Source organism: Streptacidiphilus jeojiense (assembly GCF_000719095.1).
GTDB classification, from domain to species: Bacteria; Actinomycetota; Actinomycetes; order Streptomycetales; family Streptomycetaceae; genus Streptacidiphilus; species Streptacidiphilus jeojiensis.
Map to the genome: position 1 here is coordinate 38504 of NZ_JOEH01000009.1, position 15064 is coordinate 53567.

At 73.1% G+C, this 15064-nt stretch carries 13 protein-coding genes; 3 read left to right on the top strand and 10 right to left on the bottom strand.

The window, feature by feature from the left end:
- Positions 1-29: 29 nt before the first annotated feature.
- From efeB to IF29_RS0112755, 6 genes are all read right to left on the bottom strand, one after another.
- The gene (gene efeB / locus IF29_RS0112730) at positions 30-1289 is read right to left on the bottom strand and encodes an iron uptake transporter deferrochelatase/peroxidase subunit (protein WP_030253525.1); all 1260 of its coding nucleotides are present in this window, start codon (positions 1287-1289) and stop codon (positions 30-32) included.
- A gap of 1 nt (position 1290) precedes the next feature.
- Positions 1291-3303 carry a copper resistance protein CopC gene (locus tag IF29_RS0112735; protein ID WP_037595170.1) on the bottom strand — a complete coding sequence of 671 codons (2013 nt, stop codon included), beginning with the start codon at positions 3301-3303 and terminating at the stop codon, positions 1291-1293.
- Positions 3304-3317: 14 nt separating this feature from the next.
- Positions 3318-3848 (bottom strand): copper chaperone PCu(A)C, encoded by a 531-nt coding sequence (locus tag IF29_RS0112740; protein ID WP_157623709.1) that lies wholly within the window; start codon positions 3846-3848, stop codon positions 3318-3320.
- Positions 3845-4525, bottom strand: a complete 681-nt coding sequence (locus IF29_RS0112745; protein ID WP_051725233.1) for an SCO family protein — start codon at positions 4523-4525, stop codon at positions 3845-3847. The genes IF29_RS0112740 and IF29_RS0112745 overlap by 4 nt, the downstream gene beginning before the upstream one ends.
- Before the next feature lie 145 nt (positions 4526-4670).
- Positions 4671-5483 (bottom strand): YcnI family copper-binding membrane protein, encoded by an 813-nt coding sequence (locus tag IF29_RS0112750; protein WP_198037429.1) that lies wholly within the window; start codon positions 5481-5483, stop codon positions 4671-4673.
- Between the two features lie 94 nt (positions 5484-5577).
- Positions 5578-6486: a hypothetical protein gene (locus tag IF29_RS0112755; RefSeq protein ID WP_030253534.1), complete on the bottom strand. Its 909-nt coding sequence runs from the start codon at positions 6484-6486 to the stop codon at positions 5578-5580.
- A 244-nt stretch (positions 6487-6730) separates the two neighbouring features.
- Here IF29_RS0112755 and IF29_RS0112760 point away from each other — a divergent pair, with 244 nt between their 5' ends.
- Both IF29_RS0112760 and IF29_RS0112765 read left to right on the top strand, forming a co-directional pair.
- A complete protein-coding gene (locus IF29_RS0112760; protein ID WP_030253536.1) occupies positions 6731-7381 on the top strand; it encodes an ATP-binding protein in 651 nt (216 codons plus the stop codon).
- Between the two features lie 85 nt (positions 7382-7466).
- Positions 7467-8228, top strand: a complete 762-nt coding sequence (locus IF29_RS0112765) for a MerR family transcriptional regulator (protein WP_030253538.1) — start codon at positions 7467-7469, stop codon at positions 8226-8228.
- Positions 8229-8412: 184 nt separating this feature from the next.
- On the opposite strand, the gene IF29_RS0112770 is transcribed toward IF29_RS0112765, so the two are convergent.
- The 4 genes from IF29_RS0112770 to IF29_RS0112785 all read right to left on the bottom strand — a co-directional run bounded on the left by IF29_RS0112770 (position 8413) and on the right by IF29_RS0112785 (position 13730).
- Positions 8413-9411 (bottom strand): helix-turn-helix domain-containing protein, encoded by a 999-nt coding sequence (locus IF29_RS0112770; protein ID WP_030253540.1) that lies wholly within the window; start codon positions 9409-9411, stop codon positions 8413-8415.
- Positions 9412-9420: 9 nt separating this feature from the next.
- A complete protein-coding gene (locus IF29_RS0112775; RefSeq protein WP_030253542.1) occupies positions 9421-10914 on the bottom strand; it encodes an aminopeptidase P family protein in 1494 nt (497 codons plus the stop codon).
- A gap of 173 nt (positions 10915-11087) precedes the next feature.
- On the bottom strand, positions 11088-12641 hold the full coding sequence (locus IF29_RS0112780) for a PP2C family protein-serine/threonine phosphatase (protein WP_030253544.1): 1554 nt from the start codon (positions 12639-12641) through the stop codon (positions 11088-11090).
- Positions 12642-12869: 228 nt separating this feature from the next.
- On the bottom strand, positions 12870-13730 hold the full coding sequence (locus tag IF29_RS0112785) for a glycosyltransferase family 2 protein (RefSeq protein WP_084714038.1): 861 nt from the start codon (positions 13728-13730) through the stop codon (positions 12870-12872).
- A 401-nt stretch (positions 13731-14131) separates the two neighbouring features.
- Here IF29_RS0112785 and IF29_RS0112790 point away from each other — a divergent pair, with 401 nt between their 5' ends.
- Complete coding sequence (locus IF29_RS0112790) at positions 14132-14830, top strand: bifunctional DNA primase/polymerase (protein ID WP_084714041.1); 699 nt, start codon at positions 14132-14134, stop codon at positions 14828-14830.
- Positions 14831-15064 lie beyond the last annotated feature (234 nt).

Here is a 15064-nt window from a genome sequence, read left to right on the forward strand (position 1 = left end):
TGAGAATGCTTCCAGGTCAAGGGGGTTGGTCAGGACTCCAGGAGGGCCTGGCCGACATATCCCCCACCGGCGGGCACACCGCCCGGGACGGCGTAGAGGCCACTGGATTCGTGGCGGATGAAGACCGAGAGGGCGTCGCCGCGGGCGAGCTTGCGCTGGACCGGGACGAAGCCGGTGAGCGGGTCGGCCTGGAAGGCGGTGAAGAGCAGGCCGGCGTCGGGGGCGCCGTCGCTGCGGAAGCCGTCGTGGTAGGAGTAGCCGCGGCGGAGCATCGCGGCGCCCTGGTTGGCGTCCGGGGTGGCGACCCGGATGTGGGCGTCGCCGGGGATGGCCAGCGAGCCGTCGGCGTTCTGCTTGTCGAGGTCGACGGCGGTGGTCTCGGTTCCCCCGGACAGCGGGGCGCCGGAGCCCTTGCGGCGGCCGATGACCCGTTCCTGACGGTCCGTGGACTGCTGGTCCCAGCTGTCCAGCAGCATCCGGATCCGCCGGAACACGGCGTAGCTGCCGCCGGCCATCCACGCCGGGTCGCCCTTGGCGGGGACGAAGATCCGGGCGTCGAAGGTGGAGTCGGTGGGCTTGGGGTTGTTGGTGCCGTCGATCTGCCCCATCAGATTGCGGCCGGTGTGCGGCTGCGCGGTCGCGCCCGGGGAGCGGCTGAAGCCGCTCATCTGCCAGCGGACCGTGGCGGCGCCGGCCGCCAGCCGCTGCAGGGTGCGCATGGCGTGATGGGCGACCAGGGCGTCGTCGGCGCAGACCTGGACCCAGAGGTCGCCGTCGCTGCGGCTGCGGTCCAGCGCGTCCTCGGGGAAGGCGGGGAGCGGGGCGAGGGCCGCGGGGGCGGTGGCGGAGATCTTGGGGAAGACCGAGGCGCCGAAGCCGAAGGTGACGGTCAGTGAGGAGGGGCCCGCGTCCAGGGCCACGTCGTCGTCGGCCAGGCCGGGCGGGGTACGGCCCTCGGCCAGCGCCGCCGCCGCTGCCGACCAGCGCTTCATCAGCGAGACCAGGCCGGGCCGGGCCGTGCCCGGGGTGAGGTCGAAGGCGGTGGCCACCAGCCGCGCCTGCATCGGCTGGACGATCCCGACCTGGTGCGCGCCGTAGAAGGGCACGCTGTCCGCGCCGAGCGAGGTCAGCGCGGTGGCGGCCGGGGCCGCCGCCAGCGCGTGCGCGCCCAGGCCGCCGCCCGCGCCGACGGCGAGGCCGGCCGCGCCCGCCGTCCCGGCGGTGGCGAGCAGCCGCCGCCGGGACGGCCCCTGCCGGGTGTCGTGCCTGTCGTCCTGGTCCTGCGTCATCTCAAGCGCTCACGTTCATGGTCGCGGTCACGGTCGTCTCGTCGATGGCGTCCGAGCGGACGCTCACCGACAGCTGCCAGCTGCCCGCCATCGGCAGTTGCAGGGCCGAGGCGGCCCAGTGGCCGATGTCGAGCTTGGACAGCTTCACCGGCAGCGGGCCGAGGCTCTTCGCCGGGAGGGTGAGGGTGACGTCCAGCTCCGGCTCGTCCACGGGCTTGCCGTTGCTGTCGTAGACATAGGCGTGCAGCACGTTGCTGCCCACCCGGGCCGGGTCGACCTCGATGCTGACCTTGCCCTTGGCGTTGGCGCCGGGGCCGCCGGTGTCGAACGGCAGGGTGAGGTCGGCCGGACCGCTGGTGATCTGCTGCACCTGCCCGGCGGCCTCGGCCTGCTCGCTGACGGAGCGTCCGGGCGGTGCGTTGGTGAGCAGGGTGGTGACGATCAGCACGATGACGGCGAAGGTCACCTCCAGCAGGACGGAGCGCAGCAGCATTCCGCGCGCCGGGCTGGCCTCGCGGACCCGCTGCGCGGTCGCCGTGCGGCGGGCGGCGTCCTGGCGTTCGAGCTGCGCGCGGCGGACCGGGTCCGGTTCGTCGGCGGGTGCCTGAGCGGGGTCGGCCTCCGCCGTTGCCGTTGCCACCGCCGTGTCCGCTGCCGCCTCCGTGACCGCCACCGCCTCCGGCTCGCTGCCGAGCAGTGCGGTCCAGCGGCGGGACATCCAGGCTGCAGCGAGGATCACCACCACCGCGCCGATCTTCACCAGCAGCAGCCGGCCGTAGGTGGTCGAGGTCAGGGCTCCCCAACTGCCCAGGCCACGCCAGGCCTGGTAGACGCCGGTGGCGACCAGCGCCGACACCGAGCCCATCGCCACCGCGGAGAATCGCCGCACCTGGGCGACGCCGATCCCTCCCTCGGCGACCGGGGTGCGCAGCCCGACCAGCACCGTGGCCAGTCCGCCCAACCAGAACGACATGGCCAGGATGTGCACCACGTCCAGCGGGACGGCGAGGCCGACCTGGATGCCGACCGAGGCGTGGTCGGCCAGTGCCCAGGTGCAGGCGAGAGCGATCGCGATCACCGCGCCCGCGATGCCGAGGGTGAGCCGCAGCCGGCGCTCGGTGGCGGGGTCCGTCTCCCCGGCGGCCCCGGCAGACCCGTCGACCGCGCCGTCCTCGCCGACCTCGCCGACCTCGACGGAGTCCCCGGCGTCCCCGGCCGGCCGGCCGATCCCGTTCTGGCCGCCCAGCATCGACAGGAACACGCCCGCCGCTGCGAGCAGCAGCATCCGCACCACCAGCATCGTCCCCAGATGCTCACTGAGGGTGCGTTGAATGACCGTCAGATCGAAGGCCTGACCGATCCCGGTGGCGGCCTCGTACGGCCCGCGCAGCAGCAGTTCCGCGACCGTGGCCAGCAGCAGCCCGGCCCAGCCGGCCAGCATCAGCCGCTGCACCGAGCGCCGCCGTACCCCGGCCGGCCAGCACAGCAGCACCAGCGCCACCGAGCCGACCAGCAGCGCGCAGGCGGCGTACTGCACCGTCCGCGAGCCGCCGTAGAGGGCGCCGACCAGGGTGGTGCCCTTGATCGGCTGCTCCCCGGCCACCGGGGTGGTGCTGGAGGTGTGCCCGTAGGAGAAGGTGAAGGCGCCGGAGACCGGGTGGGTGTCGGCGGAGACGGCGCGCCAGGCCACCGTGTAGGTGCCCTGGGCCAGACCGGACGCCAGTGCCACTCGGGCGGTGGTGTCGTCGCTGCCGTTGTGCCCGGTGGGGCCGCTGTCCACGCGCTTGCCGGACGGGTCGAACACCCGGAGGTCGTCCGTCGCCAGCGTGACCTGCTCGCTGAAGTGCAGCACGATCTGCGTCGGCGCGCTCTGCACCACGGCGTTCTGGGCCGGGTCGCTGGACAGCAGCGCGGCGTGCGCGGACGCGCTGGTCGCCCCGGCGAGCATCAGCGCGAGCAGCAGCCCGAGCAGGACGGTCAGGGAGGCGACCCGGGTACGGGGGGCAGTCTGCATGGTCCGCATGGCCGTCACTTGGTCGTCGGGGTCGGGGAACCGGTCGGGGGCTCGTAGGTCAGCGGCTGCACGGTGGCCTCGACCGTGACCGTTCCCGAGTGCTGGAACGACAGCCGCAGCTCGATCTGCTGGCCCACCCTGGGTGCGGGTTCGATGCCCATCAGCATCACATGGGTGCCGCCCCGGGCGAGCTGCGCGCCGCCGTGCGCGGGCACGTCCACGCCGTCGATCTGCTCCATGGACGTCTCGGTGGACCGGTTCAGCGCCGCGCTCTGGACGGACGGGCTGCTCACGGCGGTCAGCCGGTCGGCGCTGCCACCGGTGTTGCTGATGTCGAAGTAGGCGACGGCCATGTCCGGGGTGGCGGAGAGCGGTATGTAGGCGTTGCTCACGCTGATCCGCGCGGCGGAGCCGGCCGTGGACGTGCCGCCGCCGGAACCCCCGGACCCGCTGGACCCCCCGGAGCCGCCGCAGCCCGCCAGTCCGAAGCCGAGCGCGAGCGCCGCGGCAACGGCTGCGCCGGCCAGGGCCGCCCTGCGCATCATGCCGTCACCCCTTTGATCAGCAGCGGCAGGTCGTGCAGGTAGGTCGCCGAGGTGGTGCCGCTGGTGTAGAGGAGGTGCGCCTTGCCGTCGGTCGGCGAGTACGCCAGGACCTGGGCGCCGTGCACCGGTTCCTGGCCCTTGGTCGGGGCCTCGACCGCGACGCCGACCGACTTGGCGGCCGCGATGATGGTGTTGATGTCGCCGGTCAGCCCGATGAAGCCGCTGTTGAAGGAGTTGAGCCAGCTGCGCAGGGTGGCCGGGGTGTCCCGGGCCGGGTCGGTGGTCACGAACACCACCTCGACCGACTTCTGCTGGGCCTTGGGCAGCTTGGAGATCGCCACCGCGATGTCGCCGATGGTGGTCGGGCAGACGTCGGGGCAGTGGGTGTAGCCGAAGTAGAGCAGCACCGCCTTGCCGGCGGTCTGCTTGGCGATGTCGAAGGGCTTGCCGCTGGTGTCGGTGAAGGTCGCGGCGGGCTTGTCGAAGGTGCGGCCGAGGCTGACGCCCTGGTAGCCGGAGCTGCTCTGGCCGCTCAGCTGGTTGACGGTGCCGGTGCTGTCGCCGGAGGACGATCCCGAGGAACTGCCGCAGGCGGCGAGCAGCAGGCCGGCGGAGGCGGCGACGGCACCGGTGAGCAGGGAGCGGCGGCGGAGGTGCGGCGGCTTCGGTTCATTCATGACGCGGTCCATTCCTACGGCGAGGCTGGTCGTTCGGCTGGTCCGGAGACCTTCTGGGTTCAAGGGGGGTGCCGGTGCGCGGGGGCGGGCCTTCCGGCCCCGGCCGGTGGGGAGGCCCGAAGGCCCGCCCCCGCGCGGGATCAGATCACTCGCCGCCGGTGCCGCGCGGAGAGCCGCCGCGGCGCCAGCCGAGGAAGCCGAAGCCGACGCCGAGCAGGCCGATCACCACGCCGACGCCGGCGAGCACCCGGGCCGTGGTGTCGCTGCCGACCTTGGTGGCGGCCGTCGTGGTGGTGACGCTCGGCTGCGCCGAGGCGGAGGCGCCGGCGCTGTCACTGCTGCCGGAGGCGGCCGCAGCGGTCAGCCGCAGCACCGGGGCCGGGTTGGCCGGCTCGGCCTGGCCGGCGACGGTCGGCTGGATCCAGCGGACGACCGAGCCGTCGCTGTAGGTCTGCAGTGCCTTGAAGGTGAGCGAGTCGGTGTCGGTGGGCAGCGGGCCCAGCGACAGCGCGAAGTCCTGGAACTGACCGGGCTTGATCGTGCCGCCGCTCCAGGTGATCTCCGAGACCGCCTCGGTGACCTGGCCGTCGTCGGTGGTGATCGGCTTGGTCAGCTTGGTCTTCTGCACGGTGACGGTCCAACCGGGGATCGCCTCGGTGGCCACCGAGGCGATCGGGTGGTCGACCGGCAGGTACAGCTCCACCTTGGTGGTGTTGGTGCTCGTCTCCTCGTTGGGGACGCGGACGTTCACCTCGGTGTAGCTGCCCTGGACGGCGGTGCCGGGGTTGACGGTGACGTGCGCCGAGGCGGGCCCGGCGAGCAGCAGCAGGGCCGTTGCGGCGAGACCGGTGACGGCCGCCGCACGGCTGCGCAGCAGCTTGGGACGGCGCGGTTCGGGGCGCGACTCGGACCGGCGTGGTTCGGAACGGCGTGACGCCGACAGGATGGTGGAACGCATGGTGGCAACTCTCCAGTGGTGGAGGTACGGGGGCAGGGAGGCATGGCCGACCTGCCCTGCCCGTACTGCCGGAGAGATGCGGCGTCGGGGCGGGTCAGGCCGGAAGGGTGCCCAGCGGGGGCCCGCGCCTGACCACCTGGTGGCGCAGCAGTGCGCCGCGCGGCCGTTGCCGTCGCTCCCGGCCGTGCCGCCGGCGGACGGCCGCGGCGCCGTCCTCGGAGCCGCCGAGCCGGCCGCGCAGCAGCGCGGCGGCGAGGGCGAGCAGGGTGCGCAGCGGCGCGGTCCAGGTCTGCGCGAGGGTCTCGGCGACCTGGCCGGTGAGCCGGAGCAGCCGCCAGAGCGCCGCCTCACCGCGGCGGAGCCACCAGCCTGCGGTGAGCGCGGCGAGGAGGTGGCCCAGCAGCATCAGCGGGGTGAGTCCCAGCAGCCCGCTGTGGGTCCAGAACGAGGACAGCTGCGGGGTGGTGCCGCTGACCACCAGGTGCGGGTCGATGCCGGCCCGCTGGACGATCTGTGCGGCGGTGGTGCCGCGCGGCAGCGCGGCCGTGGCCGAACCGGCCGGGCCGCAGAGCAGCTTGGCGGCGAGCGCGGCGAGGGCGCTGCCGCTGCCGGACGAGCTCCCGACGCCGTCCATGCCTGCCATACCTGTCATGCCACTCATGCCGGACATGCCATCCATGCCGCTCATGCCCTGCATGCCCGCCATGCTGCCCATGGCCGCCTGGTGGAACAGCAGGTGCAGGCCCAGCTGGCCCGCCGCCAGGGCCCCGACGATGGACGGCAGCCGTCGTTCCCGTCCGGCCAGCGCCGTCGCGATCGCCCACACGGCGAGGCCGCCGAGCAGCAGCGCGGCCGTCGGGATCCGTCCGCCACCGCCGAGGCAGTGCCCGAGCGCGGACACGACGACGCAGACCACCGCGAAGGGCAGCGCCCTCAGCATGCGGAGGTCCAGTGCGGCGGCGCGGTCCGGCGTGGCGGCCGGGGCGGCTGGGGACACAGACATGACGTCGGTCAGTCTCTCACCGTGCCCGGGGCCGGCTGCGGCTGGGTGCCGCGAAGACCGCTCCGACGGGTGGAGCGTGCGCCCGCGTACGCGCCCGTGGATACGCCCCGGCGATGCCTCCCACTACGCGCTCCGCTTCGGTACGTCCGCTAAGGGGGTGACAAGTTCCCGCCGTGACGATTGATTCCCCTGACGGTCGGTTATAGGTAGTGGTATGTGGAGCCGCAGCCAGGAGGAGCCTGCCGTGGACATCTGGTGGTCTCTGCACCTTCGGCGTGAGCCGGCGAGCGTTCCGCTCGCCCGACGCATCCTGTTGGGGACCATGGCCTCGGCCGGTGTCGACCCCGACATCTCGCACGAGGTCGGCGTCGCCCTCACCGAAGCCTGTGCCAACGCGGTGGAGCACGCGGCGCATCTGACGGACACCGGCGAGGACAGCGGGTTCCAGGTCACCGCGACCATCGAGGACGGCTGCCTGCGGGTCGAGATCACCGACACCGGTCCTGGCTTCTCGGCCGACCCCGACTGCGCCTCGCCCGCCCCCGGGACCGCGGCCGAGACCCCGGCGTCGACCCGGATCCGTCCCTGCGTGACGGCCCGCAGCCGGCACGGCCGCCGCCGGGCCGCACCGGCCCGTACCCGTCCGGTTCCGGTCCCGGTGCGGGCGGGCCGTCCCGCCGCCGGCCTGGACCTCGGCCCCGGCGAGACCGCGGCGGCATTCGCCGACGCCGGCCATGAACTGCCGGACCTGTGCGCGGAGAACGGCCGCGGCCTGTTCCTGATCCGGGCGCTGATGGACCATGTGCAGTTCCGGAACCACCCCGGCAGCGGCGCCGTGGTCTCCTTCGACAAGGTGCTGAAGTACCGCGACCGGCCGCTGCTGCACGCCTCCTGAGCGGGACTCCTCCCGGTCCGGTCCCGGTCCGCTTGACCCTCACGCGACGTGAGGATCCAGGCTGGTCCGCGGAAGGGAGAGAGCCATGAGCTACTCGGTGGGCCAGGTCGCCGGCTTCGCCAGGACCACGGTGCGCACCCTGCACCACTACGACGAGATCGAGCTGCTGACGCCGAGCGGTCGCACGGCGTCCGGCTACCGCCGCTACGACGACGCCGACCTGGACCGGTTGCAGCAGATCCTGTTCTACCGCGAGCTCGGGTTCTCCCTCGAAGAGATCGCCACCATCCTGGACGACCGCGAGGTCGCGCCCTCCGAGCACTTGCGGCGTCAGCATGCGCTGCTCACCGGGCGGATCGAGCGGCTCCAGCGGATGGCGGCGGCCGTCGCGGAAGCACTGGAGGCACGCACCATGGGAATCAAGCTGACCCCCGAGGAGAAGTTCGAGATCTTCGGCGAGGGCTACCAGGAGTATGAGGACGAGGCGCAGGAACGCTGGGGCGGGTCCGACGCGTGGAAGCAGTCCCAGCAGCGGACGGCGAAGCTCAGCAAGGACGACTGGATCCGGATCAAGGCCGAGGGCGACGAGATCATGCGGCGCATCTCGGCGGCGGTGCGGGGCGGCGCGGCCGCCGACAGCGAGGTGGCGATGGACATCGCCGAGGAGCACCGGCAGCACATCTGCCGCAACTTCTACGACTGCAGCTACACCATGCAGCGGGGGCTGGCCGAGATGTTCGTCGCCGACGAGCGGTTCCAGGCCACCTACGAGGGGTTGGCCGAGGGCGCGGCTGTGTGGTTCCACGACGCCGTCCTCGCCAACGCGGACCGGGGCGAGGGTCGGTAGCGGCCTTTACGTCGGCGATGGTTGCTGTTCGCGCACGCCTTTGAAGCAAGCAGAGCCCCGCGCCCCTAAAAACACATGCAACCGGGCCAGTTGCAACCCCCCAGGGGCGCGGGGAACTGCGCGACCAACCCGCTACGAGGGTGCACGGTCGGCAGCGCAGTTCCCCGCGCCCCTGAAAAGACGGCTACGCCGCCGTTCCGAAGGAACGCCGGTACCCGGTGGGGGTGGTTCGCATGGCGCGGGTGAAGTGGTGGCGGTAGGTGGCCGGGCTGTCGAAGCCGACCGCCGCGGCGACCTCCTCGACGGTGCCGTCCCCGGCTTCCAGCAGCGGGAGGCTGGCCGCCACCCGCTGTGCGACCACCCACCGGATCGGGCTGGTCCCGTTGCGACGGGTGAAGTGCCGCAGGTACGACCGCTCCGACATCCGTGCGACCCGTGCCAGCGCCGGCACGGTCAGCGGCTGCGCCAGCCGGCCGAGCGCCCAGGCCATGCTGCGGGCCACCCCGTCGTCCTCCTCGGCCACCGGCCGCACCGCCGCCTCGATGAACTGGGCCTGCCCGCCCTCCCGGTGCGGCGGCACCACGAAGCGGCGGGCGACCGCGTTGGCCACCCGCGCGCCGTGGTCGCTGCGGACCAGGTAGAGGCAGAGGTCGATGCCGGCCGCGCTGCCGGCACTGGTCAGCACGCTGCCGTTGTCGACATAGAGGACGTCGGGATCGACCTCCACCCCCGGGTACCGCTCCGCGAGCAGCGCGGCGTAGCGCCAGTGCGTAGTGGCCCGCCGGCCGTCCAGCAGCCCGGCCGCGGCCAGGGCGAAGGCGCCCGAGCAGATCGACACCAGCCGGGCGCCGCGCGCATGCGCCGCCCGCACCGCCGCGACCAGCGCCGGCGACACCGCGCCCCCGGCGTCGGGGACGCCGGGCACGATCACGGTGTCCGCGGCGGCCAGCACGTCCAGGCCGTGCTCGGCCTTCAGGCTGAACCCGCCGACGGCCCGCAGGTCCCGCCCCGGCTGCTCGGCGCAGACCTTCAGCTCGTACCAGGGGAGTTCACCGAGCTCGGGCCGATGCAGTCCGAACACCTCGACCACGACGCCGAGTTCGAACGGCGCCATGCCGTCGAACGCGAGCACGGCAACCGTGTGCGCGCTCTCGGACGGCGGACGCGAGGCGATGGTCAGCATGGCGGCGGATCAGCCCTTGAGTCCCGCCATCCAGGCCTCGACCTCGGTCGACGACCGCGGGAGCGACGCCGAGAGGTTGCGGTTGCCGTCGGTGGTGACCAGGATGTCGTCCTCGATCCGCACGCCGATGCCGCGGTACTCCTCGGGCACCGTCAGGTCGTCGGCCTGGAAGTAGAGGCCGGGCTCGACGGTGAGCACCATGCCCGGCTCCAGCACGCAGTCCACGTAGGCCTCGGTGCGCGCCTGGGCGCAGTCGTGGACGTCCAGGCCGAGCATGTGGCCGGTGCCGTGCAGGGTCCAGCGGCGCTGCAGGGCGAGCTCCAGGACGCGGTCCACCGGGCCCTCGACCAGACCCCACTCGACCAGGCGCTCGGCCAGCACCCGCTGGCTGGCCTCGTGGAAGTCGCGGTAGCGGGCGCCGGGCTTCACCGCGGCGATGCCGGCCTCCTGGGCGTCGTGGACCGCGTCGTAGATCTTGCGCTGCAGCTCGTCGAAGCGGCCGTCGATCGGCAGGGTGCGGGTGACGTCGGCGGTGTAGAGGGTGTGCGTCTCCACGCCGGCGTCCAGCAGCAGCAGTTCGCCGGGGCGGACCTCGCCGTCGTTGCGGACCCAGTGCAGCGTGGTGGCGTGGGCGCCGGCCGCGCAGATGGAGCCGTAGCCGATGTCGTTGCCCTCGACCCGGGCGCGGCGGTAGAAGGTGCCCTCGATCCAGCGCTCGGAGCTGGCGACGGCCTGGGCCAGCTCGCGGACCACGTCGGTGAAGCCCTTGGCGGTGGCGTCGCAGGCGGCCTGCAGCTGGGCGACCTCCCACTCGTCCTTGACCAGACGCAGCTCGCTGAGGAAGACCCGCAGCTCCTCGTCGCCGTGCTTGGTGGTGTGCTCGGCGAGCGCCGCCTCCAGCGCGGCGTCGTAGGAGCGCACGATCCGGGTGGTCGCCGGCTTCTCCTCGGCGGCCAGCGTCAGCTCCGCGACCACCTTGCGGACGTCGCGGGTGGGCAGGCCGAGCAGGGCCTCGGCCTCGGCCAGGCTGTGCCGGCGGCCGACCCACAGCTCGCCCTGGCCGTCCAGCCAGAACTCGCCGTTCTCGCGGTTGGAGCGCGGCAGCAGGTAGGCGGTGGCGTCGTGGCCGCCCTCGGCGCGGGGCTCCAGCACCAGCACAGCGTCCTGGGTCTGGTCGCCGGTGAGGTGGACGTACTCGGTGGCGGCCCGGAACGGGTACTCGGTGTCGTTGGCGCGGGTCTTCAGGCTCCCGGCCGGGATCACCAGCCGCTCGCCGGGGAAGCGGGCGGACAGCGCGGCTCGGCGCTTGGCCGCGTACGCGGACTGCTCGACGGGGGCGAGGTCGCGCAGCTCGGTGTCGGCCCAGCCGGACTTCATGACCTCGGCGAGCTCGTCCGAGAGGGCCGGGTAGAGGCCGTTCTTGCGGCCCTTGATCGGCTGGTCCTGCTCCTCGTCGACGGTCTCTGCTGCCTCGGCCGTGGTCGGCTCGGTCGCCTCGTTCACCTGCGTCGCCTCCTGCTCGTACGGGACCACCCGCGACAAGGGGGCGGTCGGTACGATCCTAGGTCCTGCGAACAGGGGGGCGAAAGGGTCGGAGTACCCGTACGTCCCTTACCCGGAGCTGCTGCTCCGAGCTCCTGCTCCGGGCCCCTGCTCCGGGCCCCTGCGCGCAGCCCCTACTCGAAGCCCGCCGCCAGCAGCACGATGTCGTCCGCCCCGGCCGGGCCGTCGGCGCCGTCCAGGCAGGTGCTGAGCAGGTGTGCGCAGAAGCGGTCCGGATCGTGCCGGGCCTCGCGCGGGGCGGCCGCCGCGGCGGAGCGCAGTTTGGCCTGCCCGGCGTGCAGCGAGTTGCCGCAGCGGCGGGCCAGGCCCTCGGTGTAGAGCAGCAGCAGGTCGCCGCGGTCCGCCCGGAGCTCCACGCCCGGGGCCTCCCAGCAGCTCAGCATGCCCAGCGGCGCGGACAGCGAGGTCTCCACGAAACTGGCGCCGAAGGAGGTGACCAGCAGCGGCGGGCACTGCCCGGCGCCGGCGATGGACAGCTGGCGGGTGCGCGGGTCGAGGTAGGCGTAGAGCGCGGTCGCGGTGCGGGCCGGTTCGGTGGTCTTGAGCAGCAGCTCCAGGTCGCCGAGGACGGAGACCGGGTCCTCGCCCTCCAGCACCGCGTAGGCGCGCAGCGCGGCGCGGATCCGGCCCATCGCGGCGGCGCAGTCGGGGCCGCCGCCGTTGACGCTGCCGACGCTCAGCGCGAGGCTGCCGTCCGGCAGGGCCAGCGCGTCGTACCAGTCGCTGCCGGCGGACAGGTCGAGCCCGGCGGGCAGGCAGCGGGCGGCCAGCTGGATGCCGGGGACCCGGGGGAGCCGGTCCGGCAGCAGGCCGCGGCGCAGCGCCTCGGTGGTGCGCCGGAGCCGGTCGCGCTCGATCTCCTTGGCGATCAGACGGGAGGCGGCGGCGCAGTAGAGCGCGGCCAGGCGCTGCTGGCTCTCGGTGGGGGCGGTCCTCACGGCGCCGGACACCGCTGTGCCGGTCGCGGTGGTGCCGGACACTGCTGTGCTGGCCGCCGTGTCGGGTGCGCCGGGGGCGGCCGAGAAGAACCAGATGGCGGCGCCGAACGGGTCGCCGCCCTCGCCGGGGGCGACCAGCGGGAGGGCGAAGGAGGCGTCGATGCCCAGCTGCCCGGCCACCTGCTGGAAGCGGTCGCCGACCACCCCGGTGCCGCCGCGGGCCGCGGTGGGCCCGGGGCCGAGCAGACCCAGCGTCATCGCCTGGGCGGCGCCGCCGAGCAGGCCGGCGTAGGGGCCGCTGTCGCGGGGCACGGTCTCCAGCGCGCCGAGCGCCGGGCGGTCCAGGCCGTAGCCGATGGTGGTGCCGGGGGAGTCGATGGTGCCGAAGGCGGCGAGGCCCTCGGGGGCGTCGACGCCGTCGGCACCGTGCGCCGGGGCGTCGGCGAGCAGCAGCATGCCGCGCTGGGCGCCGAGGATGGCGGCGCCGGCCTGCAGCGCTCCGCGCAGTGTCTCCTCCAGGCCGGAGGCGGCGGTCAGCCGCTCGGTCAGTTCGTAGAGGGTGGTGAGCTCGGACTGCTCGGTGCCTGCGGCCGGGCCGCGGTCGATCGGGTCAGCAGCCGGTGGTGCGGTGTCGACCGGGGTCTTCGGTGCCGGGACGGCGGGTGCCTGCCCGTCGAGCGTGCAGTCGTCGAGGGTGCGGCCGGTTCGGGGTGAGGGGGAGTCAGCCATGGTGTGCGCCCTTCGCTGCGGGTGCGGGCTGCAAGGGGGACGCACCGAGGGGGATGACAGAGCGTGAAGTGATTTGTCCGAAATAACTAATTTTGCACCCCCGTGTCATGCCGTGAGGCAATTAGTGACTTACTTCTACACACACCGATCGGGTGATGTCCAGGACTGTGAGGTGCCAGGTGATTGGTGTCTTTGCCCGAATATCTGGCCGAAAAACATCGCTGTTCGTCATCGGCGCGTGGAAAGGGTCCGGCCGACCTCGCGCCACTGCCCGAACTCCCGCAACCCGGCCCGTACTCCCCCGCGGCGGGGCCGGTGGGACCAGTCGACCGGTACCTCGGTCACCCGGAATCCGTGCCGCATCAAGTCGATGATCAGACCGGCCATCGCCCCGGCTCCGCCGGACAGCGGCTCGGCGGCGGCGAAGGCCTTCCTGGTGAGACACAGTTCGGCCGCGACGGGACGGCCGGCGGACAGACCGGTGGCCCGCTCGACGCCCCGGCGGGCCCGGCGCGCGGCCGCTCCGGTCTCCAGCGCGGCCCGGCCTTCCCGCGCCAGCACCGCGTCCGCCAGGCCGGCCTGCACCGGCTCCAGCAGCCGGACCGCCTCGGCGGCGTCCGTCTGGACGTCGGGCTCCAGGAACAGCAGATGGCGCGGCGCTGACCGTCCCGATCCGGCCATCCCCCGATCAGCCCCGGACACCCCCTGATCAGCTCTGGCCACCCCCCGATCAGCCCCGGCCGCGCCCGGGTCCGTGCCGACGCCCGCCATCGCCTCCAGGGCGGTCACCTCCGCCACGCCGCGCAGCAGTGCCTCGGTCCGGCCGACCCGTGCCCCCAGCCGGATCACCCGCGCCCCGGACTCCTCGGCGACCCGCGCCGTGGAGTCGGTCGACCCGGTGTCGACCACCACGACCAGGTCCACCCCCGGCAGCCGCCGGGCCGCGATCACCGTCAGGGCGATACGTGATGCCTCGTCATGTGCCGCCATCACCACCGCGACCGAGCGTTCCGAGGGAGTTCTCCCGCCTTCGAGCTCGTCATTGAGCTCGCCGCCGTGCGGGCTGTCCGGCGTCGGTTGCGCGTCCATGTCCGGATCGTACGAGCACGAGGGGTCCGGCGCGGCCCCTTCTGGACATGCCAATGCGCCAACCGCTGCTGGAACGGCCTCCGATGACCCGAACGGTGGAACCGCCGCCGGATCGACCGCGTCATTCCGGACGATGCGTCAATCTCGTGAGTGGACGTGTTCGCGAGGCCCTTCGGCGGGGCCGCCCGGGGAAGCAGCCCGAAAACATCCTGCAAGCCGTAGCGGGAATGCTGAGGCAACATCCGGGTTCCGGGGTACAAGCCTGACGGGGACGGCGGAAAAATCGCCACCCTGCGCCACCCCCCCGCCAGGTTCCGCAGAGCGCGTCGGGCGTGGTGCGCTTCTCGTTGCGCGAGATCACGTACCGATCCTTGACTGGTCACGGAAAGGAACGAGTGCTCATGCGCGGGGTTCTCAACACGATCCGCCCTCGGTACCTGCTTGCACGGGGGCTCGCACGGGCGCTTTCCGCCGGTCGGCGCAGGGAGCGGTCACTGCTCCTGTCCGCGGCCACGATCTACGCGCAGGACTGGGGCTGGCCGGTACTGCCGGGCGCCGTCGCGGGTCGGGAGCGCTGTGCCTGCCCGCGTCCTGACTGCCCCACCCCCGGGGCCCATCCCTACGATCCGCCGCTACTCGCTGCGACCACCGACTCCAGGATGGTGCGCTGGTGGTGGCGGCAGCATCCGGACGCGCCGCTGGTGCTGGCCACCGGCGGCCCGGTCTCCGCGGTCAGCCTGCCGGCCTCGGCCGGGGCCCGGGTGCTGGAGTACTTCGACGCGCTGCGGATCAGGACGGGCCCGGTGATCGCGACGCCCACCAGGTACGTCATGCTCGTCGCGCCCTACACCATGCAGGAGTTGGCGGAACTGCTGATCGCCCAGGAGTGGGTGCCGACCAGCCTGCGCTACCACGGCAGCGGGGGGTACGTGGTGCTGCCGCCGTCCAGGACCGGGGCCGGGGTGCTGCGTTGGGCCCGTGAACCGGTGCCGGGACCGGGTGTCGACGGGGTGCCGTGGCTACCCTCGGTGAGTGATCTGATGGGGGCTCTGGTCGCCGCCAGTGCTGCGGTCCCCGACGGGGCACGGCTGGCGTACTGAGCGTTCGGCGTTGAGCGCGGCCGCCTCGGAACGGGCGGGCAAAGATAAGGCCCGGCCGCTGGCGACGGGGGATGCACCAGCGACCGAGCTGTTTAAACCGTAACAAGTTTTGGCGCCCAAGCAAATTCCCCGGGCGGAGCCAGAAGCGGTGTTTCTGCCTCCACCTGGGGAATTGTGATGCATGTCACTGAAAAATGGACCGCGTCGGACAATCGGTGTCGCCGAACGTGCCTG

Bases quoted from the DNA above. Each gene is read 5' to 3' on its own strand.
- efeB (WP_030253525.1), bottom strand. From the start codon at position 1,289: ATGACGCAGGACCAGGACGACAGGCACGACACCCGGCAGGGGCCGTCC.
- IF29_RS0112735 (WP_037595170.1), bottom strand. From the start codon at position 3,303: ATGCAGACTGCCCCCCGTACCCGGGTCGCCTCCCTGACCGTCCTGCTC.
- IF29_RS0112740 (WP_157623709.1), bottom strand. From the start codon at position 3,848: ATGATGCGCAGGGCGGCCCTGGCCGGCGCAGCCGTTGCCGCGGCGCTC.
- IF29_RS0112745 (WP_051725233.1), bottom strand. From the start codon at position 4,525: ATGAATGAACCGAAGCCGCCGCACCTCCGCCGCCGCTCCCTGCTCACC.
- IF29_RS0112750 (WP_198037429.1), bottom strand. From the start codon at position 5,483: ATGCGTTCCACCATCCTGTCGGCGTCACGCCGTTCCGAACCACGCCGG.
- IF29_RS0112755 (WP_030253534.1), bottom strand. From the start codon at position 6,486: ATGTCTGTGTCCCCAGCCGCCCCGGCCGCCACGCCGGACCGCGCCGCC.
- IF29_RS0112765 (WP_030253538.1), top strand. From the start codon at position 7,467: ATGAGCTACTCGGTGGGCCAGGTCGCCGGCTTCGCCAGGACCACGGTG.
- IF29_RS0112770 (WP_030253540.1), bottom strand. From the start codon at position 9,411: ATGCTGACCATCGCCTCGCGTCCGCCGTCCGAGAGCGCGCACACGGTT.
- IF29_RS0112780 (WP_030253544.1), bottom strand. From the start codon at position 12,641: ATGGCTGACTCCCCCTCACCCCGAACCGGCCGCACCCTCGACGACTGC.
- IF29_RS0112785 (WP_084714038.1), bottom strand. From the start codon at position 13,730: ATGGACGCGCAACCGACGCCGGACAGCCCGCACGGCGGCGAGCTCAAT.
- IF29_RS0112790 (WP_084714041.1), top strand. From the start codon at position 14,132: ATGCGCGGGGTTCTCAACACGATCCGCCCTCGGTACCTGCTTGCACGG.